The organism is Pseudomonas sp. PSKL.D1 (assembly GCF_028898945.1).
In the GTDB taxonomy this organism is placed as follows: Bacteria; Pseudomonadota; Gammaproteobacteria; order Pseudomonadales; family Pseudomonadaceae; genus Aquipseudomonas.
Genome location: NZ_CP118607.1, coordinates 3366467 through 3391660 on the forward strand (window position 1 = coordinate 3366467; position 25194 = coordinate 3391660).

The window sequence follows — 25194 nt, forward strand, 5'->3', positions numbered from 1 at the left end:
TTGATAGCAGAGATGTCCATGTTTCGTGTGTTTGAACGCTGGCTCGACCCCTTCCCACCCGATGAGACACCCCCGCCCCCCGTCGGCTTGCTGCGTTTCTTGTGGGCCTGCACCCGTGGCGCCCGGGGCTACATACTCGCCCTGGCGCTGCTGGGTGCTGGCGTGTCGACCCTGGAGGCATGGCTATTCGCCTTCCTGGGCCAGGTGGTCGACCTGCTGGCCACCTGGCAAGTCGGCGAGCCGGTCAGTGCATCGGAGCGCCATGTGCTGTGGGGTGTCGGTTTCGTGCTGGTAGCCAGCGTCAGCCTGGTCACACTACGCACCCTGATGCAGCATCAGGTGCTGGCAATCAACCTGCCCTTGCGCCTGCGGTGGGACTTCCATCGCCTGATGCTGCGCCAAAGCCTGTCGTTCTTCGCCGACGAATTCTCCGGCCGGGTCACCACCAAAGTGATGCAAACTGCCCTGGCGGTGCGCGAGGTGCTGTTCACCTTGATCGACCTGATCCCCGGGATCGGCGTGTACTTCGTAGCGATCATTGCCCTGGCCGGCGGTTTCTCCCTCAACCTGATGCTGCCCTTCATTGCCTGGCTGACCCTGTTCGGGCTGACCATGCTGTATTTCGTGCCACGGCTGGGCCGTGTCGGCCAGGAACAGGCCGATGCGCGCTCGTCGATGACCGGGCGCGTTTCCGATGCGTACACCAATATCACCACCGTCAAGCTGTTTTCCCACTCCCGGCGCGAAGCGCAGTTCGCCCGTGCGGCCATGGAAGACTTCAAGCAAACCGGCTTTCGTCAGATGCGCCTGGTGAGCCAGTTCGAGATCGTCAACCAGGCTTTGGTGGCCAGCCTGATCTTCAGCGCAGGCGGCTATGCACTTTGGCTGTGGCACCAAGGCGACGTCGGTACGGGTGCAGTGGCGGCAGTGACCGCGATGGCACTGCGTATCGATGGCCTGTCGCACTGGATCATGTGGCAGATGACCTCGCTGTTCGAAAGCATCGGCACCGTGCAGGACGGCATGGCCACCCTGACCCGTAGCCCGAAGGTGCACGACGCCCCGGATGCCACCGTGCTGAAAACCCACGGTGGCGCGGTGAGCTTCGACAAGGTGAATTTCAGCTACAACCCGGAGCGCCAAGTGCTCGACAGCCTGACCCTGCACATTCGCCCGGGCGAAAAAGTCGGCCTGGTGGGCCGCTCCGGCGCAGGCAAGTCCACACTGATCAACCTGCTGCTGCGCTTTTACGACGTCGACAGCGGCACCATCCGCATCGACGGGCAAGACATCGCCCACGTCACCCAGGACAGCCTGCGCAGCGCCATTGGCATGGTCACCCAGGACACCTCGCTGCTGCACCGCACAATCCGCGAAAACATTGCCTATGGCCGCCCCGACGCAACCGAAGCGCACATCCACCGTGCCGCCGCCAATGCCCAGGCCGACGGGTTCATCCGCCAGTTGAGTGACCGACATGGCCACAGCGGCTACGACACCCTGGTGGGCGAGCGCGGCATCAAGCTGTCCGGCGGCCAGCGCCAGCGCATCGCCATCGCGCGGGTGATGCTCAAGAACGCACCGATCCTGCTGCTGGACGAGGCCACCAGCGCCCTGGATTCGGAAGTCGAGGTGGCCATCCAGGAAAGCCTCGACGAAATGATGCACGGCAAAACCGTCATCGCCATCGCCCACAGGCTGTCTACCATCGCCGCCATGGACCGGCTGATCGTCATGGACGACGGGCGCATCATCGAGCAAGGCACCCACGCTGAACTGCTGGCAAAGAACGGCGTTTATGCGCGGTTGTGGGCGCATCAAAGTGGTGGTTTTCTCGGTGAGGACCAGGACGTGGCACAAGCGATGCAGTGACAGCGCGGGCCTCAGCTTGATGTGAGGGGCTGGCGCACGCGCTTCCCACGGCGGCACCGCGCCGAGCAGTAACGCACCTGTTCCCAGCAGCGGGCCCAGCGTTTGCGCCACGTGAAGGGCCGCCCGCACGCCGCGCAGATTTTGCTGGGCAACGGGTGATTGCTCATCGCTCGGCCCCAGCCTGGCCCAACAATTGTTGGCGCAATTGCGGGTCTCGGGTGCGGGGATCCAGCCAGATGGCAAAAAAAGCACGGGCGAAAGCCGGGTCGGCTATTTCACCACTAGGTTGGCCATCCACGTAGAACCGGCCCCCCTGCCCTGGAAGGTACACACCGGTAATACGCATGCCCGGGCGCACATCGACAAAGGCCTCGGCCATCGCTTGCGCCCAGCGCGCGGCGGTGTCAGGCGGCAGTGGCTGATCGGCCATGCGCTGGATTTCTTTCATGCTGGCTTGCACCAAGGCATCCCGGGACAGCGCCCGGTGATAGATCAACTCCAGCGCAAAGGGGCGTTGCCATCCCTGCACCGGCCCTGCACTCCACAAGCGCGCGGTGTACAGGCGCAGGCCGAACCAGGTGTATTCGCCACTGCCGGTCAGGCGAGCATCGGGCAGTGCAGAGCGCCAATCTGCCCAAGCAGGCTGCGAGCACAGCATGACCACGCCCAAACCGATCAAGCGTAGCCCAGCCCATGTGTTAGCCATGATCACCCCGCTTTGTACAGCTTCGGGTCGATGCCCCATTTCTTCAGACGCGAAGCCAGCGTGGTTGGTTTCACGCCCAGCAACTGCGCCGCACCGCCATCACCGGAAACCTTACCCGCCGTGCGTTTGAGCACCTGAATGGCATTGAGCTTCATCTGCTGCTGCCACTGCTCATCCGCCGTGGCTTCAAGCACGGCCGGGGATGGCGACGTGGCCGGCCGCGCAACCTGGCCAGCAGTCGCCAGCAGCCCGTCAAAACTGACCCGGCCATCGCGGCAGACGATGGTCTGGCGTTCGATCACGTTCTGCAGTTCGCGGATGTTGCCCGGCCAGGCGTACTGCTTGAGCACCTCCACCTGGGCCAGCGGCATGCGGATGCCCGGTTTGTTGAACGCCTGGCAGGCCCGCTCGAGAAAATGGCTGGCCAGCAGCGGTATATCATCCAGCCGCTCGCGCAGGGGCACGGAGCGAATCGGAAAGACGTTCAGGCGAAAATACAGGTCTTCACGGAATGTGCCCTGGGCAACCATTTCACGCAGGTCGCGGTTAGTGGCGGCAATCACCCGCACATCGACCGCACGGGTGCGGTTGTCGCCCACCGGCTCGAACTGGCGGTCCTGCAGCACGCGCAGCAGTTTGCTTTGCAGTTCCAGCGGAATCTCGCCCACTTCATCGAGGAACAACGTCCCCCCGTCAGCAAGCTCGAAGCGGCCGACGCGGTTGCTGACGGCGCCAGTGAACGCACCCTTGAGGTGGCCAAAAAACTCGCTTTCGAACAACTCACGGGGCACTGCCGCACAGTTGACGCGAATCAGCGGGCGGTCACGCCGTGGGCTGCTGGCATGAATCGCACGGGCAACCAGCTCCTTGCCAGTCCCAGACTCCCCGCTGACCAGCACGTTGGCATTGGTTGCGGCCACCAGTTCGATCTGCTGCAACAGGTGCAACACCGCCGGGCTTTTGCCGACGATTTCATGAGGGTTGGCGTGGGCGTTGATTTCTTCCTGCAGGTACTGGTTCTCCATTTCCAGGCGCGTCTTCAACTGCTCCACCTCGCTCAGCGCGTCGCGCAGGCGCGCTTCGGTCTGCTGCCGTTGGCGAATATCGCGAAACAACACCACGGCGCCGACCAGCCGGCCCATTTCGAAGATCGGTGTGCTGGTGTATTCGACGGCGATCGGCTCACCATTCTTGTGCCAGAACACCTCATGCTCCACGCGGTGCACCTGGCCGTCGCTGAAGGACGCGTGGATGGGGCACTGGTGCACGGCAAACGCACTGCCGTCGCGGTGGCTGTGGTGAAACAGCTGGTGGGCATCCTGGCCGATCATGTCGGCGGCGCTCCAGCCAAGAATCCGCTCGGCGGCGGGGTTGATGAACGTGGTCTGGCCGCGGGTGTCGAGCCCGTAGATGCCCTCGCCCACAGCGCCCAGGATCAGGCGGTTTTGCTGCTGAATGCGCTCGAACACCTGGCTGATCCGCTCCCAGCCAACATGCCCCAGCCGATGCTGGCGGCGGGCCTCGGCACGGTTGCGGCGTTGCTCCAGCAGGTCGCGGCGCTGGATCGCCAGCACCATGCGCTGCCCGCCCAGCGCCCGGGCGGTGATCTCCACCGGGTGTTGGCGCAGTTGCCGGTCGACCAGCAGCAGGTCGTCCGACCAGGCCTCGCCCTGGGTCAGCACCTCGTCGGTGAAGCTCACCCACAGTGAGATGCCCCCACGCAGGAACTGGCTGAAGGCAGCCATCGACCCGGTTTGGCAGCCGAGCAGCTCGAGCGCGGCTTGGTTGGCTTCCAGTACACGGTCCTCGACGGGGTCAACCACCAACATGGCGACGGGCGATTGTTCGGCGATTGCGAGCGCAAGCAAGCCTGGCATCAGATTGGTCCCCTGCAATCAAGAAATACGAAATATCGTCAGTAGCGACACGATATTTCGTCATTCACGAAATATCGTCAATCCTGAACGCCAAGTGAATCCTGAATACTCTTTTAAATCAGTGACTTACACCAACTTGAAAACTGGCACAACTCTCGCAAAGAGCCTTTCGACCTCAACAAAACTCAAGGGAATACCCCATGACCAAAATCGAAATGCATCATCTGATCATGGCCGCCAAGGCTCGCAAAGGCATGAGCTGGGATGACCTCAGCACGGCCGTCGGCAAGGCGCCGGTGTGGCTGGCGTCCGTCTGCTACGGCATGAACAGCGCGCCGCAGGAGGTGGCCTCGCACCTGTGCGAAGTGCTGGAGCTGGATGAGGAAGTAGCCGCCGCGCTGACCACCTTCCCGGTCAAAGGCTGGGACAAGACCATCCCCCAGGACCCGCTGATCTACCGGCTCTACGAAGTGGTTGGCGTTTATGGCCCCACCCTCAAGGACGTGATCCAGGAAAAGTTCGGCGACGGCATCATGAGCGCGATCGATTTCTCCATGCACGTCGACAAAATCGAAGACCCCAAAGGTGACCGCGTGCTGCTCACCCTCAACGGCAAGTTCCTGCCCTACCGCTCCTGGTAACCGCCCCTGGCCAGCGGCGCTTCGCTTCGGGGCGTCGCCACCGAACTTCATGCAGAGGGAAACCCCATGTCCTACCTGTTACCTGCCGACTTCGTCACCAAGATGCTCGATGCCGGCGCCTCCAAGGTGCATATGTCCACCCGCGACACGCTGATCCGCAGCTACATGGCCGGCGCGATCCTGGCACTGGCGGCGGTATTCGCGGTGACCATTGCAGTGCAGACCGGCTCGGCGCTGCTGGGCGCCGTGTTGTTCCCGGTCGGTTTCTCGATGCTCTACCTGATGGGCTTCGACCTGCTGACCGGGGTGTTCATGCTCACCCCGCTGGCCCTGCTGGACAAGCGCCCCGGCGTCACGGTCAAAGGTATCCTGCGCAACTGGGGCCTGGTGTTCGTCGGCAACTTCGCCGGCGCCCTGACCGTGGCCTGCATGATGGCCTTCGTCTTCACTTACGGCTTTCACGCCTCACCCGGCGAGGTGGGTGAAAAGATCGCGCACATCGGCGAGGCCCGCACCTTGGGCTACGAGCAGTACGGCCTGGCCGGCTGGCTGACCATTTTCCTGCGCGGCGTGCTGTGCAACTGGATGGTGTCGATGGGCGTGGTCGGGGCGATGATTTCCACCTCGGTGAGCGGTAAGGTGATCGCCATGTGGATGCCGATCATGCTGTTCTTCTACATGGGCTTCGAGCACTCGGTGGTGAACATGTTCCTGTTCCCGTCGGCGATGATCATGGGCGGCGGCTTTTCGGTCATGGATTACCTGGTGTGGAATGAGATACCCACGGTGCTGGGTAACCTGGTGGGTGGGCTGGCCTTCACCGGGCTGACCCTGTACGGCACACATATCCGCACAGCGGCGAAAAAAGCCGGGGCTACGGCCTGATGGCAATCAGTTGAGCTAAATGGGGCCGCTGCCTACTGAAACACCGCCTGCGCGCTACACCACTGGCGCAACAACCCGGCAAACTGCACAGCCACCTCGGCCATCGGCCGGTCGGTTGGCGACGTCAGGCCGATGGGCGCGCGCAACAAGGGGCTTGTGAATGGCAACTGCTTCACAAGCCCCAGGCGCAGGTCCAGGTCCACCACCCCGCGTTGCACGAACCACACCCCGTCGTAATCGTGCACGTACACCCGCGAAAAGGTCTCGCTGAGTGATTCCTGAATCTGAAACGGCTCGGTATTGCCCTGGGCCAGCAGGAAGTTGTCGACACTGATGCGCACCAGGCTGCCCTGGGGTGACACCAGCAGCACGTAGGGGCGCAGGTCTTCGAGGGTGAGGCGCTCACGTTGGGCCAGGGGATGCCCGTGGCGCACCACCAGCAGCAGGTCTTCTTCGTACAGGGCCTCAAAGCTGACCCCCACCATGTCCCGGCCAATCAGCCGCCCGACAATCAGGTCGAGTTCGCGGGTGCGCAGCTTGCCCACCAGGTAGTCGTACAAGCCGGATACCACCTGCACCTGCACATGCGGGTAGCGCTCACGCATCTGCGCCACCACCGGTGCCAGCATGTACCCGGCGGCGGCAGGCAGTGCGCCCACTTTCAACACCTGCGGCGCCTGGGGCACAGCCTGCACGTCGTCCATGGCCAGGCGGAAGCTGGCCATGGTCTGCGCGGCGTGCTTGTTGAACGCTTCCCCCGCCTGGGTCAACTGCACGCCCTTGCGCCCGCGCACCAGCAATTGCACGCCCAGTTCCTGTTCGAGCTCCTTGAGGCTTTTGGACACCGCCGACAAGGTGATGTGCAGCAATTTAGAGGCCGTAGCCAGGCTGCCGGAGCTCACCACCGCCAGGAACACGCGGAAATGGCGAAGGTTGATGGTGGACAGGTTCATCGGCACCCCTCTTCAAGATCAACCTGTAAGTTAACCAAGCGAGGATTTTATATCAATTTAATCAACCAAAAGTTTGCTCTACGATCGCTACCACCTCCACTGGCATTGATCACAAGGCCCCGCCCATGACTTCAACCCCCTTGCCACGGCTCGGCGCCTCCAGCGCTTCCTTGCCCAGCCTTGCGCCTGAAGCACTGGCCGAGCACTTGGCACAGCAGGGCTACCAAGGCGTCGAATGGCGCGTGGCCGACACCGCTGGCCTGGATGCCCACCAGCCGTGGAACGCCCGCAGCAACAACCGCTGCACGGTTGCCCCAAACCTTCACGCTGTTGAGCGTATCCATCGCCACTGCCAGGCGCTGGGCCTGGAGATTTTCTGCCTCAGCCCGTACCTGAACGTCGGCGACCTCGAACACGCCCGCCTGCTCATCGACCTGGCCAGTAGCGCAGGCCAGGCCCGCCTGCGCCTCTGGGCGCCAAGCTACGAGCAGGAGCGCTACGCCGACGCCTATGGCCGCATGCGTCGCTTCCTGGACCAGCTCATGCCACTGGCCGAGGCCGCCGGCATCCGCCTGGCCCTGGAAGTGCACCAACGCACCATCTGCTCCAGCCCGTCGCTGGCCATGCGCGTGGCTGAGCATTACCCGGCTCGCCAGCTGGGCATCATCTATGACCTGGGCAACCTCGCCATCGAGGGCCGTGAAGACGTGCAGATGTCCCTCGACCTGATGGGTCAGCACCTGGCCCACGTGCAGGTGAAGAATGTCGCCTATGCCCCGCAAGGCCCGGGCCAGGGCTGGGAATGGCAATGGTGCCCGCCCGACGAAGGCGTGCTGCCCTTGCCAGCGATGCTCGCGACCTTGCGCGCCAATGGTTTTGCCGACTGGGTTTCGATCGAGGATTTCGACACACGCTACAGCGACGAACACAAGTTGCAGCGTAACCACGGCCTGATCAGCCGCTACCTGAACCTGACTGCCCGCCACGAGGTACTCTGCCCATGACCCCAATCCCCAATGCCCGCCGTGTTGCGCTGGTAACCGGCGCCGCCGGCGAACTGGGCCGCGCCATCTGCGCCCGCCTGTGGCAGGACGGCCTGCACATCGTCGCCGTGGACCTGAACCTGGATGCCGCGCAAACCCTGGTCGCTCAACTACCCCTGCAACACGAGCAACGCGCACTGGCGATTCAGGCCGACCTAGGCGATGCCACATCGATCAGTGCCATGGTCGAACAGGCTGGCAGCGCCTTCGGCCGCATCGACGTGGTGGTCAACAATGCCGCGGTCAATCACCGTGGCTCGATCTACGACTTCGACCCCGCCCAGTGGGACCACATGATGGCCGTGAACCTGCGCGGCCCCGCCCTGCTCTGCCAGCAGGTGGCGCCGTACTGGCAGCGCCAGGGCAGCGGGCGCGTCATCAACATGGTCTCACGCTGCTGGGTGGCCGGCGGCCCGCCTGCCTATGTGGCCTGCAAGGCCGGCCTGGTCGGCCTGACCCGCTCCATGGCGCGGGAGCTGGCCGAGCACAACGTTACCGTCAACGCCATTGCCCCGGGCCTGTTGCCCTCGGCCTTCACCCTGGACGGCCGCGACGCGGAAAGCTTCGAGCGCATGGCCCAAGGCTCGATCAGCAATACCCCGATCAAACGCCTGACCACCCCCGAGGACATTGCCGGTACCACCTCATTCCTGGCCTCGGCCGACGCTGCCTTCATCACCGCCGAAGTCATCCACGTGTGCGGCGGCAGCCAGCTGGCACCGTTCGGCAGCCGCTGAACACCCGTTACCCGATCACTACAATTACAACAAAGGTGACCCACCATGCACACCCAAGCCCCGGACAACCGGCGCATGGCCCGCAGAGCTGCCTTCGGCAGCTTCCTGGGCAGCGTCGTCGAGTACTACGATTTCTTCATTTACGGTTCTGCCGCCGCGCTGGTGTTCAGCACGCTGTTCTTCCCCTCCTCCGACCCCATGGCCGGTACCCTGGCGGCCCTGGCCACCTTCGGCGTGGGCTACATCGCCCGGCCCATCGGCGCACTGGTGTGTGGCCACCTGGGTGACCGCCTGGGGCGCAAGCAGGTGCTGATGATGACCCTGCTGCTGATGGGCATCGCCACCTTCACCATCGGCCTGCTGCCCACCTACGCCAGCATCGGGCCCTGGGCACCGGCACTGCTGGTTTTTTGCCGGCTGCTGCAAGGCTTCTCCGCCGGCGGTGAACAGGTCGGCGCCAGCCTGCTGACCATGGAGCACGCACCGGGCAAGCACAAGGCGTTCTACACCAGTTGGTTGATCAATGGCGCCTCGATGGGTTCGATCCTCGCCACCTCGGTGTTCATCCCGCTGTCGATGCTCAGCGAAGAACAGTTGCTCAGCTGGGGCTGGCGCATCCCGTTTCTGCTTAGCGCAGTGATGGTGATCGTGACCTGGATGATCCGCCGCGGCGTGGATGAAAGCCCCGAATTCAAGGCCAGCAAACCCGCCACCCAACACTTGCCGGTGGCCCAAATGCTGCGCCACGAGCGTCGGGCGTTCATCACCGTGTTCTGCTGCGCGCTGATCTGCTCGGTGTCGTCGCTGGTGATGATCTTCGGCCTGTCCTGGGCTACCAACAATCAAGGCATCGACCGCCCCTCGATGCTCGCCGCCATCGCCGCCAGCCAGGTCGCCGCGCTGGTGTGCCAGCCGATGTTCGGGCTACTGGCCGACCGCATCGGGCGCAAGCGCATCTTCACATTGGGCGCGTTTACCTGCTGCGCCGGGGTGTTTCTGTTCCTCTGGTCGATCAGCACCGGCAGCATCGGGCTGATCATGTTCGCCACTGTGCTGCTCAAGGGCGTGATCTACAGCGCACCGAATGCCCTGTGGCCGTCGTTCTACGCCGAGATGTTCAGCATCCGCGTGCGTTACACCGGGGTTGGCCTGGCCACGCAGCTGAGCTTCATCATCTCCGGCTTCTCGCCCAGCCTGTGCTACGCACTGATGGGTAACGAACACAACTGGCTGCCAGTGGCGTGCTTCATTGGCGGGCTGGCGCTGGTGGCGGGCATGGCGGCGATGGTGTCGCGGCCAGCAGCCGAGACCACCCCGGCCTTGAAACCTGTGCAATCCCTGTAGGAGCGGCTTCAGCCGCGAACACCGGTGAAACCGGTGCCATCCAACGCGCCGACTGCATCGCGGATAAATCCGCTCCTACCTACGCCTTGCATGTCACCCCCATACATGCAAGGCTGAAAAAGGAACGTCAGTCACCGGAAAAGGAAGAACAGCACCTTATGCTTGGAATCACACGTATCCATCGCTACGTGCGCCCATTGTCTGCAAACCGCACTGCAGCCAGTGGGCGTGACCTCAAAGCCAAACCGGGCACCCGCCTGGCATCACTTCTCGTTACCCTTCTCTGCACTCCCCGCGCCGTACCGCCCTACCTCTGGGTCAACCCCGAGCGCCCCCCTGTAAATCGCGTGCCCCCTACCTGACTGCCCACACTGCAGTTAACGCACCTGCCTGGCCATTGAGCTGCCGACGGCGGGATATTTCACGCAACCCAGGGGCAACACCCAATGATCATTTTTCAGGGCAAGAAAATTCTCAGCGCCATCTTCGACATGGATGGCACGATGTTCGACACCGAGCGCCTGCGTTTCAAAACCTTGAAACAGGCCTCGCTGGAAATCTTCGGCAAGGCCTTGAGCGAGCACACGCTCATCGGCTCGCTCGGCCTGAGCGCGAAAAAGGCCGAAGCCCTCGCCAAGGCCCACAACGGCGACGCTTTCCCTTACGCGCAAATCCGCCAGCGCGCCGATGAGCTTGAGCTGGAGTACGTGCGCAACCACGGCGTACCGATCAAGCCCGGCCTCCTGGAAGTGCTGGAACGGCTGCGCAAGTCCGGCCTGACCCTCGCGGTGGCCACGTCCAGCCGCCGCGCCATCGCCGAGGAATACCTGATCAACGCCAACGTGCTCAAGTACTTCGACATCACCGTTTGCGGCGACGAAGTCAGCCAGGGCAAACCCCACCCGGAAATCTTCCTGCGGGCCGCCCGTGCGCTCAATTGCGAGCCCGGCCAGTGCTTCATGGTCGAGGATTCGGAAAACGGCCTGCTGTCGGCCATTCGCGCCGAAGGCCAGGCCATTCTGATCGAAGACATCAAGCCCCCCGCGCCCGAGGTCAAGGCCGGCGCCCTCATGGCTTACCGCGGCATGCATGCGTTTCTCGCCGACCTGAGCGAGTGCGTGCCCGACCTGGGCATGCCGGCACTCGGTGAACCCTTTCCCGCCTCGCTTAACCAGTTTCGCGTGGGCATCCACGGGTTCGGCGCGATTGGCGGCGGTTACCTGACCCAGGTGCTCTCCCATTGGGATGGCTATACCCGCCCCTGTGAAATCATCGCCGCCACCCGTTCACGCATGCTCAGGGAGTCGGTCGCCGCGTTCGGCCGGTATAGCGTGCGCTACGGCGCCACCTCGTTCGACCAGACGATCGAGAATGTGTGCATGATCGACATGGACGACGCGCAAGCGGTCATCGACATGTACAACACGGCCGAAATCGTCGGGCTGAGCCTGCCCGAGCAGGCGATCCAGCACCAGGCCAAAGTCATTGCCCAGGGCCTGCTGCAACGGTTCGAGCGGCGCGGGCGCGAGTTGACCCTTCTGATTGTGCTGAACAAGATCGGCGGCGCCGCGTTCGTGCGGCGCCAGGTGCAGGCGCAGCTGGCGTTGCTTTGTACAGCGGACATCTGCAAGCAGGTGCTGGAAAAGACCCATTTTGCCGAAACCGTGGTCAGCCGCATTGTTTCCAAGATCAGCAATGATGCGCTGGTGCGCCAGTTGCGCATCAAGTCGCAGATCTTCCAGAACAGCCTGGACGACGCGCCGACGGCCAACCGCCAGCCCTCGGCACCAACGCCTGAATACGAACGCCTGATCCGCCACTTCAGGCCTTTTGCCCAATCCAGCACTGCCCTGAGCCAGTTGCACCTGATCCTGTTCAACAGCGAGCCCGACATGCCGCTTTACGTCGAGCGCGGCAGCGACCTGCTGGAGCGCTTGCGCCAGGTGAAAACGGTGACGGACATCACCCAGATCCAGATCATCAAGAACCGCTTGTGGAACGGCCCGCATGCCATCATTGCCTGGTACGCGAGCTTGCTGGGGCACACCTGGGTTGGCCAGGGCATGGGCGATGCACGCGTGAGTGCGCTGGCCGAGCGCTTGATTCACCAGGAAGTGGCCCCGGCTTTGATGGCTGAGTACCCGCAAATGGCAGAGGTCGTCAGCGAGTTTGCCAATGCGTTTCTCGAACGCTGTAAATCCTCGTTCAAAGACCCGTGCGCACGCGTTGGCCGCGACCCGATGCGCAAGCTGCAGCGTAACGAACGCATCCTCAGCAGCATCGACCTGGCGCGCAAACATGGCCTTGAAACGCCAGCACTGGCGTTTGGTGCCGCCCTGGCCATTCACTATGCGCTGCGCTGCAGTGCCGGCAAAGACCGTGAGGCGCAGTTGATGCAGGCGCTGTACAAAGAGAATGATGAACGCGTCGAGGCGGTACTGACGCATGATGGGGATTACCACGGCAAACCTTACCCGGGGCTGGACCCGGTTGGTGATGCGGCGTTGATCGCCAGCATTTCGGCACACTTCCGGCGTTTGCAGGAACAGGACGGGGCTGACTGGGGCTGGTCACAGCCGGTAATAGCTGATGTGGCGACTGCATCCAGCAGGATTTGACCGTTTGCCTTCAAGTGTTTTTCGCCTGTGAGAGCGAGCGCCGCTGGTGCGGCGCATCGCGGCGGTCCGACGCCTCGGTAAATCCGCTCCTACAACAGCGGGCAACGGTTCGGCACCTGTAGGAGCGGATTTATCCGCGATGCGCCGCGAAGGCGGCGCTCGATCTCACAGGCGCCAAACTTCCACCGCCCTCCCCCCGCCCAATTCACGACTGGCCGTTCCCGATCCGCCCCGGATGTATTATCGTGGCGTGGTGCGCATGCAACAGCAGCCCGAGTGAGCGGGCGCTGCAAGACAATCGAGGGTGTCATGAGTAACGAAAGCATTAATTGGGACAAGCTGGGCTTCGACTACATCAAGACCGACAAGCGCTACCTGTCCGTATGGCGCAATGGTGAGTGGGACAACGGCACCCTGACCGAAGACAACGTGCTGCACATCAGTGAAGGCTCCACCGCCCTGCACTATGGCCAGCAGTGCTTCGAAGGCCTCAAGGCCTACCGCTGCAAAGACGGCTCGATCAACCTGTTCCGCCCCGACCAGAACGCCGCCCGCATGCAGCGCAGCTGCGCACGCCTGCTGATGCCGCAGGTGCCGACCGATGTATTCATCGAAGCCTGCAAGCAAGTGGTCAAGGCCAACGAGAAGTTCGTGCCGCCGCACGGCAAAGGCGCCCTGTACCTGCGCCCGTTCGTGATCGGCACTGGCGACAACATCGGCGTGCGCGCCGCCCCCGAGTTCATTTTCTCGGTGTTCGCCATCCCGGTTGGCTCGTACTTCAAAGGCGGCATGAAGCCGCACAACTTCCAGATTTCCAGCTTTGACCGCGCAGCCCCACAAGGCACTGGCGCAGCCAAGGTCGGTGGCAACTACGCCGCCAGCCTGCAACCAGGTGCCGAAGCGAAGAAAGCCAACTTCGCCGATGCCATCTACCTGGACCCGCTGACCCATACCAAAATTGAAGAAGTGGGCTCGGCCAACTTCTTCGGTATCACCGCCAACAACGAGTTCGTCACCCCGAAATCGGCTTCGGTGCTGCCGGGCATCACCCGCCTGTCGCTGATGGAACTGGCGCAATCGCGCCTGGGCCTGACCGTGGTCGAAGGCGACGTCGAAATCAACAAGCTCGACCGCTTCCTCGAAGCCGGCGCCTGCGGCACTGCCGCGGTCATTACCCCGATCGGCGGCATCGAATACAACGGCAAGCTGCACGTGTTCCACGACCTGGAAAAGGTCGGCCCGGTTACCCAGAAGCTCTACAACGAGCTGACCGGCATCCAGAGCGGTGACGTTGAAGCGCCAGCCGGCTGGATCGTCAAGGTCGCCTGAGGCGCCTGAGTGCATCAAGAACGGGGCGTCAGCCCCGTTTTTTATTGCACGCTGACACAGCCAGATGAATTTTTCTTAAATCGCCGGTTGTCTATTCTTTGGCACAATCAAGTCTCCCCTAGACGCCCAGGAACCAGCATGCCACGCGTACTGACCATCGAAGACGACGCCGTCACCGGCCAGGAAATCGTTGCCGAACTCACCAGCCACGGGCTGGACGTGGAGTGGGCCGACAACGGCCGCGAAGGCCTGGCCAAGGCCATAGCCGGTGGCTACGACCTGATCACCCTCGACCGCATGCTGCCCGAGGTCGATGGCCTGACCATCGTTACCACCCTGCGCAACCTCAAGATCACCACGCCCATCCTGATGATCAGCGCTCTCTCCGATGTCGACGAACGCGTACGTGGCCTGCGCGCTGGCGGTGACGACTACCTGACCAAGCCGTTTGCTTCCGACGAAATGGCCGCACGGGTAGAGGTGCTGCTGCGCCGCAACAGCGTGCCCATGACCCAGACCCGCCTGCAGGTCGCCGACCTCGAACTGGACCTGATCAGCCACGAAGCTCGCCGTGGCGAACAGGCGCTGAGCCTGCTGCCCACCGAGTACAAACTGCTGGAGTACCTGATGCGCCACAGCGGCCAGGTGATCACGCGGATGATGATCTTCGAGGAAGTCTGGGGCTACCACTTCGACCCCGGCACCAACCTGATCGACGTGCACATCGGCCGCCTGCGCAAAAAAATCGACTCCCCCGGCCAGTCGCCGCTGATCCGTACCGTACGGGGCTCGGGCTATGCCATTGCTGAACCCGTCTAAGGGCTGGAGTTCGTCAACCAGCCGCCTGCTGGCGCTGTACAGTTTTCTGTTCGTGGCCTGGAGCAGCATCCTCATGGGGGTGCTGTACTTTGAGGTGTCCAGCTACCTGAACAAACTCACCCGCCACTCCATGCTGCAGCGTCAGCACCTGTTCGCGCACATGACCGGCAAGCAGCTGGACGACGCCCTGATCGCCAGCCAGGCGTTCGAAGAGCGCGCCTTCGATGCCTACGGCCTGTTCGACCCCCAGCTCAACCCGATTGGCGGGCGCATCCGCGCCATCCCCCAGGAACTTGGCCTGGACGGCAAGGTACACGAGCTCAAACGTTGCCTGGACGCAGACGACCCCCACCTGCCGCGCGACAGCTGCGACGCGGTCGCAATCAAGATCCAGGACGGTCGCTGGCTGGTACTGGTGCGTGACAACGGCTCGTTGTTCGTGGTCACCCGCATTATCCTGGACGCCCTGCTGTGGGGCATATCCCTGACCTTGATCCCCGGTTTTGCCGGCTGGTACCTGCTGCGCCGTCGGCCGCTAAAGCGCATCCGCGCCATTCAGGCCCAGGCCGAGCTGATCGTGGCCGGCGACCTCACCCACCGCCTGCCGCTGTCGGCACGTCGCGACGAACTGGACATGCTGGCGGCCATCGTCAACGCCATGCTCGATCGCATCGAACGGCTGATGCACGAGGTCAAAGGCGTGTGCGACAACATCGCCCATGACCTGCGCACCCCGCTCACCCGCCTGCGCGCCCAGTTGTACCGCATTCGCCAGCAAAGCGACGTCGACTCGGCCCAGTCCGAGGCACTGGACCAGGCAATAGGCGAAACCGACACGCTGATGGCCCGTTTTCGCGGCCTGCTGCGCATCAGTGAGCTGGAAGACCGCCAGCGCCGGGCCGGCTTCGTGCAACTGGACCCGCATGAGCTGTTGACCGAATTGCACGATTTCTACCTGCCCTTGGCCGAAGACGGTGCCATTCGCTTGCAGCTGGAGCAACCCGCGCAGTTGCCGGCCCTGCATGGCGACCGGGAATTGTTGTTCGAAGCACTGGCCAACCTGGTGGGCAACGCCATCAAGTTCACCCCCGAGGGTGGGCAAGTGGCAATCAACGCAACGCAAGACGAACAAGGCGTGCACATCGCCATCGAAGACAGTGGGCCGGGGATTCCCGAGCAGGAACGGGCAGCCGTGTTGAAGCGTTTTTACCGCAGTGACGAAGGCCATCGCCACCCGGGGTTCGGGCTGGGGTTGTCGATTGTAGCGGCGATTGTCGACCTGCATGGTTTCGGGCTTGAGGTAGGGGCCAGCGCGCTGGGTGGCGCGAAGCTGGTGTTGCATTGCCCGCTCGCGGGGCACGCGAAGTAAGCCAAGGGGGCCGCGTGGCGGCCCTGTTTTCAACAATCAGCATTTGCCAGAAGCATTGGCCGCGCTACCCTGTGCCGCGTACCCGACCACGGAACGCCACCCCCCATGCTCCATCTGCTGCTCACCACCCTTGTACCCATCATCCTGCTGATCGCCCTGGGCACCTTGTTGCGCGTGCGCGGCTTCCTTGCCGAAAGCTTCTGGCCCGGCGCCGAGCGCCTGAGTTACTACGTACTGTTGCCTGCCCTGTTCCTGCATGGCCTGGCCACCGCCAACCTGGACGGCGTGCCGGTGCTGGGCATGGTCGGCGTGCTGATGCTTTCGACCCTGCTCGGCGCGGTGCTGCTGGTGGTTTACCAAAGTGCGGTCAACCATGACGGCGCCGACTTCACGTCGGTGTTCCAAGGCGGCGTGCGCTTCAACAACTACATCGGTGCCACCCTGGCCGCCGGCATTTATGGCACCGCCGGCATTGCCCTAGCGGCAGTGGCCAACGCTGCCATCGTGCCGATGGTGAACCTGCTGTGCGTGCTGGTGTTTGCCCGCTTCAGCGCTCGGCACAGCTCGCCGGCGACCGTGCTGCGCGCAATCTTTGCCAACCCGCTGATCATCGGCTGTGCCGGCGGCTTGTTGCTGCGCGTGACCGGCCTGGGGCTGCCCGAAGGCCTGGAACCCACCGTCAAGGCACTGGGCCAGGCCGCCCTTCCCCTTGGCCTTTTGTGCGTGGGCGCGGCGCTGGGCGGCGCCAGCCTCGGCCAGCAAGTGCGGCCGCTGCTGGCGGCCTCGCTGTTCAAGTTTCTGGTCATGCCCCTGACCACCTGGGCGCTGTGCCGCCTGCTCGGCCTGAGTGGGCAGGCGGCCGTGGTAGCGGTGCTGTTCCAGGCCTTGCCCACCGCCTCCTCTTCCTACGTGATGGCCCGCCAGATGGGCGGCAACGCGCCATTGATGGCCACCATCATCGCCCTGCAAACGGTGGCGGCCGCCGTGACCTTGCCGGTGATGCTGACCTTGACGCTGACTTGATCGCCATTGGCTAGACTGTGACCCAACACACACTCTGGAAGCTCGACCATGCGCCTTATGTGGATGGTGATCGGTTTGACCTCGGCCCTGCTCGCAGGCCCCGTGAACGCTGCCGACACCGCCAAGGCGGCGGTGGCCGAAGACAAAGCCGAGGTGCTTGAGGAAAAGGTGGTCGAGGATGCCCCGCCTCCCAAAAAGGCCGAAACCCTGACCCCCAGCGAGGTCAAGGCCGTCGACCCCGCTGGCCAGTCGCCCATGGACGACAGCATCACCTGCCTGGCCCGCACCATTTACTGGGAGGCCAAGGGTGCCGACGCGGCCGACATGAGCGCGGTGGCCAGCGTGGTGCTCAACCGCCTGGGCCACGAAGGCTTCCCCGACACTATCTGCGGCGTGGTCAAGCAAGGCGTGGAAACCAAGTCCTGCCAGTTTTCCTGGTGGTGCGACGGGCGCTCCGACCAGGTCGAAGAGCCCGAACGCTACGACATCGCCAAGGAAATCGCACGCAAGGCGCTGAACCAGCAGCTCAAAGACACCACTGGCGGCGCCTTGTACTTCCATGATCGCAACGTGCACCCGTCATGGGCAAAGGCCTACCGCAGGACGGCGCAGACCAAGGAGTTTCTGTTCTACAAGCCGAATCAGGCGCTAGCGCGTTAGAAGTCCAGGGTGCCGGAAAACTTCACCAACCGCGGATCACCCTGGGTGAGATACCCACCATTGGCCGACGCCCAGTAATTCTTGTCGGTCAGGTTTTCCACGTTCATGCGCAGGGTCACCTCCTTCTCCTGCACCTTGAAGCGGTAACGTGCGCCAACGTCAAAGCGGTTCCAGGTCGGCAGGCTGAGGGTATTGGCCGGGTTGGCGTATTGCCCGCCGGTGCGCAGCATGCGGGCATTCAGTGCAACCCCTTCGAGGCCCGGCACGTCCCAATCAACGCTGGCGTTGAGCTGGAACGTCGGCACGCCCACCGCATGGTTGCCATCATCAGCGCCGTTGAGGGTTTTCTTCAGTTCAGTGCTCATGCGCGTGCCGCCCGCCATCAGCCGCAGGCCCTGCACGGGCTCGCCGAACACGCTCAGTTCCACACCTTTGTTGACCTGTTCGCCATCCTGCACGAACACGTTGCCCTGCACGAAGCCGTCGGTGGGCCGCTCGATGCGGAACACCGCCAGGTTGGCACCGAAGCTTTGATAATCCAGCTTGATGCCCGCCTCCACCTGTTTGGTCTTGGCCGGCGGGAACACCTCGCCGACATTGACCACCTGCCCGGACGCCGTGGCGCCCTGGGCAAGGCCTTCAATGCGGTTGGCATACAGCGAAATCGACGGGTTGACCTTGTAGACGATGCCATACACCGGCGTGGTGACCGCCTCGTCGTAAAAGGCATTGCGGCCAAGGTCCGGCCCTTCGCCGTCGTAAGCATAACCTTCCACCCGCAACTGCTGGCGGCGCACGCCCACGGTGAGCAGCAAGGTGTCGTCAAACACGCCCAGGGTGTCGGACACAGCGATGCTGCGGTTGCGCGTTTTGCCGGTCACGCCGGGGTCGTCGAGCTTGCCGCCGGTGAAGGTGGGTGTGGTGGGTTTGGGCAGTGGGTCGGTGTGGTAGATGTTGGTGTCTTGCGAGTTGTAGAAGACGAAGGCGTTTTCCTGCTGGGTCCAGATGGTGGCGGCACCAATGTTCAACTGATGGCTGACCGGGCCGGTCTGGAAGCGCCCGTTGATGCCGCCCATGAACGTGGTGTTGTCTTCGTTGTGGGGGATCTTCGAGCCACCGATGGTGGCGTCGCCGGTGGCCGCGTCGGTGAGGATCGGGGTGCCGTAAAAGCCGTTTTCGTGGGTGTGCTTGACGCCGCCGGCCAGGTAGGCGCTCCAGTTGTCGTTGAAATCGTAGTCGCCACGCACCATGCCGAAGGTGTCTTCGGTTTCGGTCCAGGCCCAGTCCTGGCCATAGTTGTGGTCGGTGTCCGGCGCCCGGGGGATATCGGTGAGGCCTGCGCCCAGGCGCACCGAGTTGCGCATGTGGTTGACCCGTTGCTTCTGGTAGCCGATGTCGGTGGACACGCGGAAGTTGTCGCCCCGGTAATCGAGGCCGACGATGAACAGCTTGCTGCGCTGGTCCTGGTCGTCTACCGCCGTCTCGCCTTCACGTTGGGACAGGTTCAAGCGTACACCGAAGCGGTTGTCTTCGCCGAAGCGCTGGCCCAGGTCCAGGTGGCTGCCGATGCGCCCGTCGCTGCTGATGTCCTGGGTATAGCGGCGGGTCGGCACGTCGCCGGCACGCTTGGGTTGCAAGTTGACGTTGCCGCCCAGGCCCGTGCCGGTGGGGCTGGCACCGTTGAGGAAGGCATTGGGGCCCTTTAGCACCTCCACCCGCTCCACCGCGTCGGTGGAGATCATCTGCCTGGGCAGCACCCCGTACAGGCCGTTGAACGCCACATCATCGCCATTCAGCGGCAAACCGCGGATGACGAAGACCTGGGACTGGTTGCCAAAACCGAAGGACTGGCGCACCGATGGGTCGTTGAGCAGCACGTCACCGATGTCCTCGGCTTGTTGGTCCTGGATCAGCTTCGAGGTGTAGCTGGTCATGGTGAAGGGCACGTCCATCATGTCCTGATTGCCCAGTATGCCCATCTGCCCGCCCCGGGCCACCTGGCCACCGGCAAACGGCTCGGGCGGCTCGCCCTTGGGCCGGGCCGCTTCGGCGTTGATGGCGGTGGCCTCAAGCTCCACAGGGCCATCGGCGGCCAGGGCATTGACGCCGAAGGAACAGCAGACAGCGACGAAGGTCGATTGATACGGGCGCAGTCGGGCCATGAATGGCTCCCAATACGTTGAGGGTGAGGCCGTCCTGGCAGACGATTAATCATTGGCGATTGAGTATTGTTTCTAGCCGACATTACGAATGATTACCAAACCATCGCACTTTTTCGGCGACCAGTGGTCTACCCCCTCTTTTGCCGCCCGCAAGCCATTGCCGGCATTTTCATTGCTTTGCACGAGACCGGGCCAAAAGCCGCGGGCTTGTGTAGGATGAGCAGCGCACACCCAGACGCTGCCAGCCACAGGGAGATCCACATGCGCGTCCTGTCATCCGTTGCTGCTTTGTCGCTGGGCCTGGCCGTTTCCACTGCAGCCATGGCCGTTACCGGCGAAGAGGGGCAACTGATCGATTCGATCAATGCTTACCGCAGCCAGGCCCAGCGCTGTGGCGGTGAGGCATCGCTGGAGCTGCCGCCGCTCAACAGCGACACCCGCCTGGCGTTGTCACCAGAAGGCACCCGCGACCTGCAGCAGGCAATGACCCGCGCCGCCTACCCCATGGTCAATGTCCAGGCCATCAGCCTGTCGGGGCCGCGCAACGCGCAGGCGGCCATGAAGGCCATCGAGGAAAGCTTTTGCCAGGTGGTGCTCGACCCCCAGTTTGTCGACATCGGTGTGAGCCAGGAAAACCGCGATTGGCGCGTGGTGCTGGCGCGCCCGCTGCTGAGCGGGCGGCTGGGTGACTGGCAGGCCGAGGGGCAAAAGGTGCTGCAAGCCATCAATGCCGCGCGCAAGGCGCCGCGCCAATGCGGTGGCCAGCCCTTTGCCGCCGCCCCGGCGCTGAGCTGGAGCACGGCACTGGCCGGCGTGGCGGCGGGCCATACACGCAACATGGCCAACCAGAACTTCTTCGACCATATCGACCGCGATGGCCGTACCCCGGGTGACCGGGCAGAGCTGGCGGGCTACCTGTACCAGCAAATCGGCGAGAACATCGCAGCCGGGCGTGATACCGCACAGAAGGTGGTGGACGGCTGGCTGGCCAGCCCCGGGCACTGCGCGACGCTGATGAACCCGGATTTTCGTGAATTGGGCGCGGCGTATGCGGTGGACCCGAAGAGCGATGCGGGGATTTACTGGACGGGGTTGTTCGGCACGCCTCAATAACTCAAGAAACCACCACGGCCCCTGTAGGAGCGGATTCACCGAGACGTCGGACCGCCGCGATGCGGCCTTACTACCACCAGTGATTGAGCAGGAATGTTGAACGGCTGAGTTGTGGGGGCTGCGTTGCAGCCCATCGCGGATGAATCCGCTCCTACAGGGGCCGCAGTTCACTTGCCGTACAGCCAAACCGCCGCCGCACACACTTGCCCAGGTAACTCGCATCCCCCAACCCGACCTCATCGGCAATCTGCGCCAGGCTGTGACTTGAGTTAAGCAACCGCCAGCGCACCTGCTGCAGGCGCATCTCCAGCCACCAGGCTTTGGCACTCATGCCATGGCTGGCGTTGAATTGGCGGTCCAGCTGGCGTCGGCTGATCCCCAGTTGCGATGCCAGCTGCTCCACCGACAGGCTCGCGCCCATGTGGTCGCGCATCAACGCCAGCGCCCGTTGCACCGGCCGTGGCTGCCCTGCTCCCGTCTCGAGCGAACGCAAGGCATGGCAGCTGTCGCGGGTTTCGTCCACCAGCATATCGGCAAGGCCCTTCAGGGCACGCGCCCGGCCACAGGCCTGTGACAGCAAGGCCACCGCCAGGTCAATCGCGGCCGTGCCGCCAGCACAGGTAGCCCGCGTACCGTCGATGCAATACAGCTGATCAGGCACCACCTGCAACTGCGGATAGCTGGCACGGAATTCCGCTGCATGACGCCAGTGCACCACCACCTTGTGCCCATTCAGCAAACCACACGCGGCCAGCAGGAACGCCGCGTTGTCGATGCCCACCAGTTTCACGCCCTCGCGCGCCGCGCGCTGGAGCAGGCGCCTGTAGGCCGGGGCCAGCGCCGCGCTGGCTTGTGCGTTGCGACTGCCAAACAGCACCAGATAGTCAAAATCGGCCAACCGCAGCTGATCATCAATGGCTGAAACCTGCACCGCCGCGCCACTGCTCGACACCACCGGTTCGCCGGTCAGCCCTGCCAGCGTCCAGCTGCAATGGCGCTGCTGGCTGTAGTCCTCGTCATCGGCACTGAACCGTAGCTTGTCGAGAAAGGCGCCAAAGGGCAGCAAGGCAAAATCCGGCAGGGGCACGATCAGCAAGCGGATATCCGGGGTCATCAGAGGCTGTCCAGCATTCACCATGAAATGTCCAGATCATACCGCTGCCAATGGCCGCCGTCCTCTTAGACTGGCACCTTCTCACAGAGGGACTTCACCATGGCGCTGGATACCTGGCTCATCTACCTGCTGGCAAGCATCGGCCTGTCACTGACACCGGGGCCGAACAGCTTGCTGGCCCTGACCCACGGCGCGTTGTACGGCGCGCGGCGCACGCTGTTTACCATCATTGGCGGGGTATTCGGCTTCAGTGCGCTGATTGCCCTGGCCATGTTCGGGCTCAGCGCCCTGCTGCAAACGTCGGCTTCAGTGTTGACGGTGCTCAAATGGGTGGGTGGGGCCTACCTGATCTGGTTGGGTATTCAGCTGTGGCGCAGCCCCGCGCTGCACCTGGAACTCACCGCACAGGCCGCCCGCCTGGGCAATGGCGGGCTGTTCCGCCAAGGGCTGCTGTCCGCGATGGCCAACCCCAAGGTGTTGCTGTTCTATGGCGCATTCCTGCCTCAATTCATCGACCCACAGCGTGGGCTGCTGATGCAGTTCGTGATCATGGCCGCCACCTTCGCCAGCGTGGAGTTCCTGGTGGAATACCTGCTGGCGCGGCTGGCGTACCGGATCAGGCCCTGGCTGGCCAAGGGCGGCAAGGGTTTCAACCGCTGCTGCGGGGGCCTGTTCGCGCTCATCGGGGTGGCACTACCGCTTGGCCGTTGAGGGCATCAGGAAGACCACCAGTGCCAGTGCCGGCAGCGCTGCACCCGCCAGCGCCACACCCTGCCAGCCGTACTGGCCGAAGACACTGCTGGCCACTGCCGACCCGGCGGCGCCGCCCAGGAAGATGCTGGTCATGTACAGCGCATTCAGGCGGCCACGGCTGGCCGGGTCCAGTGCGTACACCTCGCGCTGGCCGATGACCATGTTCATCTGCACGGCAAAGTCCAGCAGTACCCCGGTGACGCCAAGGCCGATGACGCTGTAGCCGGGCGTGGTCAGGCCCAGCAGCAAAGCCACGGGGGCCAGCACCAGGGCCAGCAACGACCCCGTGCGGGCATGGCCGGCATCCGCCAGGCGCCCGGCCAGCGGCGCAGCCACTGCCCCGACCGCGCCCACCAGGGCAAACAGGGCAATCTGGCTTTGCGACAGCCCATGCTCCCCCGCCAACGCCAAGGGCACTGCTGTCCAGTACAGGCTGAACGCGGCGAACATCAGTGCCTGATACAGCGAGCGCTGGCGCAACACCGGATAGCGGCGCAGCAAGGCCACCAGCGACAGCATCAGGCTGGCGTAGCTGGCCTTGTGCTCGGGAACACGGCGCGGCAAGGTCAGGGCCAGTAGCAGCACAATCGCCAGCATCAGCACGGCCGCACCGATGAACACCGTGCGCCAGCCGAAGTGGTCCGCCACCAGGCTCGACAGTGGCCGAGCCAGCAGGATGCCCAGCAACAGGCCGCCCATGATGTTGCCCACCACCCGGCCGCGCTGCTGCTCCGGTGCCAGGTGCGCCGCCAGCGGGATAAGCATCTGCACGGCAACCGAACTGAAGCCGATCAGCAAGGCATAGCCCAGAAACAGCAGGCCCTGGCCGCTGCTGCTGGTGCCCGCCAATAGCAGGCCGACGCACGCCAGCACGGCAGTGGCGATCATCAGGCGGCGGTTTTCCAGCAAGTCGGCCAAGGGCACCAGCAACAGCAGGCCGAGGGCGTAACCCAGCTGGGTCAACGACACGATCAGGCTGGCGTGGTCGGCGGACAGGCCAAGGTCCGGGGCAATCAGCCCGACAATGGGTTGGGCGTAATAAATGTTGGCGACGATCGCACCACAGCAGAACGCCAGCAAGGCCACCAGGGCCCGGCTAAGGCCGGTGGCGCCTGGCTGCGTAACAGCAACGGAAGGATTCATGGGAGGGTTCTCGGTGTGTGGTAGGAAGATGCTGCCACCTTACCGACTGCCCCCCGGCCAGAGAATCCGGCGCCGGCGCAATGGGGTGTTGCGCCAGGCGCAACGCCAGCGGGTCAGCTCAGCAGTTCTTCGCAAAAGCCAATGAACGCCTGCACCCGGCGTGAACCGCGGTGGTTGGGCAGGTACAAGGCATTGATACTGTCATTGGCGGCGCCCGGGCTGGCCTGCCAGTCGCTGAACACACGTTGCAGGCGCCCGGCCGCCACGTCTTCACGTACCAGCCAGTCGGCCAGCAGCGCGATCCCGGTATCGGCCAGCGCGGCTTCGCGCAGCAAATCCGCATTGGCACTGCGCAACGGCCCGTTTACGTCCAGCTCCAGCCCCTCGGGCCCCCGTTTCAGGCGCCAAGGCCGTGCTTTCTGGCCATAGCGAAAGCGCAGGCAGGCGTGATCCAGCAACTGGCTCGGGTGCTGCAGGTTGCCGCGCCCAGCAAGGTAACCCGGGCCCGCCACCAGCCAACGCTCGAAACGGCCCAGCGGGCGGCATACCAGTTCATCGTTGGGCGAAGGGTCGCCCAGCCGGATCGACAAGTCATAACGGCCGTCGAGCAAGTCATCGAGCCGGTCGCTCATGTCGATGTCCAGCTCCAGCGCCGGATAACGCGCCAAAAAATGCCCAAGATGCGGCGCAATCACCCGCCGCCCGAACTCCACCGGCATACACAGGCGCAGTACACCCACCGGCTCTTCGCCACGGTCCGCCACGCTGGCATCGGCCTCGTCCAACGCTTCGAAAATGTCCCGCGCCCGGCTGTAATAGCGGGCACCGGCCTCGGTCAGCGTTACCTGGCGCGTGGAGCGGTTGAGCAAGGTGGTGCCCAATTCAGCCTCCAGCCCATCCACCAGCCGAGTCACCGACGAAGTTGCCACCCCCAGCTTGCGCGCCGCAGCGGAAAAGCCCTGCGCATCGACGGTCGCGGTGAACATTTTCATCGCCAGGAGCTTGTCCATACCTACCCCGATCAGCAAATTTC

At 63.7% G+C, this 25194-nt stretch carries 22 protein-coding genes; 14 read left to right on the forward strand and 8 right to left on the reverse strand.

What is annotated here, in order from left to right:
* Positions 1-18: 18 nt before the first annotated feature.
* Positions 19-1872, forward strand: a complete 1854-nt coding sequence (locus PVV54_RS14960) for an ABC transporter ATP-binding protein (protein WP_274905996.1) — start codon at positions 19-21, stop codon at positions 1870-1872.
* 11 nt (positions 1873-1883) lie between these two features.
* On the opposite strand, the gene PVV54_RS14965 is transcribed toward PVV54_RS14960, so the two are convergent.
* The 3 genes from PVV54_RS14965 to PVV54_RS14975 are packed head-to-tail and all read right to left on the reverse strand — an operon-like array spanning position 1884 to position 4455.
* Positions 1884-2039 (reverse strand): DUF2256 domain-containing protein, encoded by a 156-nt coding sequence (locus PVV54_RS14965; protein WP_274905997.1) that lies wholly within the window; start codon positions 2037-2039, stop codon positions 1884-1886.
* Positions 2036-2578, reverse strand: coding sequence for a chalcone isomerase family protein (locus tag PVV54_RS14970; protein ID WP_274905998.1), 543 nt, complete (start codon positions 2576-2578; stop codon positions 2036-2038). Before PVV54_RS14970 ends, PVV54_RS14965 begins: the two co-directional genes overlap by 4 nt.
* A 2-nt stretch (positions 2579-2580) precedes the next feature.
* Positions 2581-4455, reverse strand: coding sequence for a sigma 54-interacting transcriptional regulator (locus PVV54_RS14975; RefSeq protein ID WP_274905999.1), 1875 nt, complete (start codon positions 4453-4455; stop codon positions 2581-2583).
* A 200-nt stretch (positions 4456-4655) separates the two neighbouring features.
* Between PVV54_RS14975 and cynS the strand changes: the two genes are divergently transcribed.
* Together cynS and PVV54_RS14985 are read left to right on the forward strand one after the other, a co-directional pair.
* Positions 4656-5096, forward strand: coding sequence for a cyanase (cynS, locus tag PVV54_RS14980; RefSeq protein WP_274906000.1), 441 nt, complete (start codon positions 4656-4658; stop codon positions 5094-5096).
* Positions 5097-5162: 66 nt separating this feature from the next.
* Complete coding sequence (locus PVV54_RS14985) at positions 5163-5981, forward strand: formate/nitrite transporter family protein (RefSeq protein WP_274906001.1); 819 nt, start codon at positions 5163-5165, stop codon at positions 5979-5981.
* 32 nt (positions 5982-6013) lie between these two features.
* Here PVV54_RS14985 and PVV54_RS14990 read toward each other — a convergent pair whose 3' ends face one another.
* Complete coding sequence (locus tag PVV54_RS14990) at positions 6014-6934, reverse strand: LysR substrate-binding domain-containing protein (RefSeq protein ID WP_274906002.1); 921 nt, start codon at positions 6932-6934, stop codon at positions 6014-6016.
* 125 nt (positions 6935-7059) lie between these two features.
* Between PVV54_RS14990 and PVV54_RS14995 the strand changes: the two genes are divergently transcribed.
* From PVV54_RS14995 to PVV54_RS15035, 9 genes are all read left to right on the forward strand, one after another.
* Positions 7060-7938: a sugar phosphate isomerase/epimerase family protein gene (locus PVV54_RS14995; protein WP_274906003.1), complete on the forward strand. Its 879-nt coding sequence runs from the start codon at positions 7060-7062 to the stop codon at positions 7936-7938.
* Entirely contained in the window at positions 7935-8714 is a 780-nt protein-coding gene (locus tag PVV54_RS15000; RefSeq protein ID WP_274906004.1) for an SDR family NAD(P)-dependent oxidoreductase, read from the forward strand. The genes PVV54_RS14995 and PVV54_RS15000 overlap by 4 nt, the downstream gene beginning before the upstream one ends.
* 45 nt (positions 8715-8759) lie before the next feature.
* Complete coding sequence (locus PVV54_RS15005; RefSeq protein ID WP_274906005.1) at positions 8760-10058, forward strand: MFS transporter; 1299 nt, start codon at positions 8760-8762, stop codon at positions 10056-10058.
* 446 nt (positions 10059-10504) lie between these two features.
* A complete protein-coding gene (gene mtlD, locus PVV54_RS15010; RefSeq protein ID WP_274906006.1) occupies positions 10505-12676 on the forward strand; it encodes a bifunctional mannitol-1-phosphate dehydrogenase/phosphatase in 2172 nt (723 codons plus the stop codon).
* A gap of 309 nt (positions 12677-12985) precedes the next feature.
* Positions 12986-14005 (forward strand): branched-chain amino acid aminotransferase, encoded by a 1020-nt coding sequence (locus PVV54_RS15015; RefSeq protein ID WP_274906007.1) that lies wholly within the window; start codon positions 12986-12988, stop codon positions 14003-14005.
* Positions 14006-14143: 138 nt separating this feature from the next.
* On the forward strand, positions 14144-14824 hold the full coding sequence (locus PVV54_RS15020) for a response regulator transcription factor (protein ID WP_274906008.1): 681 nt from the start codon (positions 14144-14146) through the stop codon (positions 14822-14824).
* A complete protein-coding gene (locus tag PVV54_RS15025) occupies positions 14802-16193 on the forward strand; it encodes a sensor histidine kinase (protein ID WP_274906009.1) in 1392 nt (463 codons plus the stop codon). The genes PVV54_RS15020 and PVV54_RS15025 overlap by 23 nt, the downstream gene beginning before the upstream one ends.
* Positions 16194-16298: 105 nt before the next feature.
* The gene (locus PVV54_RS15030; protein WP_274906010.1) at positions 16299-17216 is read left to right on the forward strand and encodes an AEC family transporter; all 918 of its coding nucleotides are present in this window, start codon (positions 16299-16301) and stop codon (positions 17214-17216) included.
* A gap of 48 nt (positions 17217-17264) precedes the next feature.
* The gene (locus PVV54_RS15035; RefSeq protein ID WP_274906011.1) at positions 17265-17876 is read left to right on the forward strand and encodes a cell wall hydrolase; all 612 of its coding nucleotides are present in this window, start codon (positions 17265-17267) and stop codon (positions 17874-17876) included.
* On the opposite strand, the gene PVV54_RS15040 is transcribed toward PVV54_RS15035, so the two are convergent.
* Positions 17873-20038: a TonB-dependent receptor gene (locus PVV54_RS15040; RefSeq protein ID WP_274906012.1), complete on the reverse strand. Its 2166-nt coding sequence runs from the start codon at positions 20036-20038 to the stop codon at positions 17873-17875. The genes PVV54_RS15035 and PVV54_RS15040 overlap by 4 nt on opposite strands.
* A 261-nt stretch (positions 20039-20299) precedes the next feature.
* Here PVV54_RS15040 and PVV54_RS15045 point away from each other — a divergent pair, with 261 nt between their 5' ends.
* A complete protein-coding gene (locus tag PVV54_RS15045) occupies positions 20300-21151 on the forward strand; it encodes a CAP domain-containing protein (protein WP_274906013.1) in 852 nt (283 codons plus the stop codon).
* 151 nt (positions 21152-21302) lie between these two features.
* On the opposite strand, the gene PVV54_RS15050 is transcribed toward PVV54_RS15045, so the two are convergent.
* The gene (locus PVV54_RS15050; protein WP_274906014.1) at positions 21303-22265 is read right to left on the reverse strand and encodes a GlxA family transcriptional regulator; all 963 of its coding nucleotides are present in this window, start codon (positions 22263-22265) and stop codon (positions 21303-21305) included.
* Positions 22266-22364: 99 nt separating this feature from the next.
* On the opposite strand from PVV54_RS15050, the gene PVV54_RS15055 reads away from it, so the two are divergent.
* Entirely contained in the window at positions 22365-22976 is a 612-nt protein-coding gene (locus tag PVV54_RS15055) for a LysE family translocator (protein WP_274906015.1), read from the forward strand.
* Here PVV54_RS15055 and PVV54_RS15060 read toward each other — a convergent pair.
* Both PVV54_RS15060 and PVV54_RS15065 read right to left on the reverse strand, forming a co-directional pair.
* Complete coding sequence (locus PVV54_RS15060; RefSeq protein ID WP_274906016.1) at positions 22959-24161, reverse strand: MFS transporter; 1203 nt, start codon at positions 24159-24161, stop codon at positions 22959-22961. The two genes, PVV54_RS15055 and PVV54_RS15060, sit on opposite strands and share 18 nt — an antisense overlap.
* A gap of 113 nt (positions 24162-24274) precedes the next feature.
* The gene (locus tag PVV54_RS15065) at positions 24275-25171 is read right to left on the reverse strand and encodes a LysR family transcriptional regulator (RefSeq protein ID WP_274906017.1); all 897 of its coding nucleotides are present in this window, start codon (positions 25169-25171) and stop codon (positions 24275-24277) included.
* Positions 25172-25194: the final 23 nt, after the last annotated feature.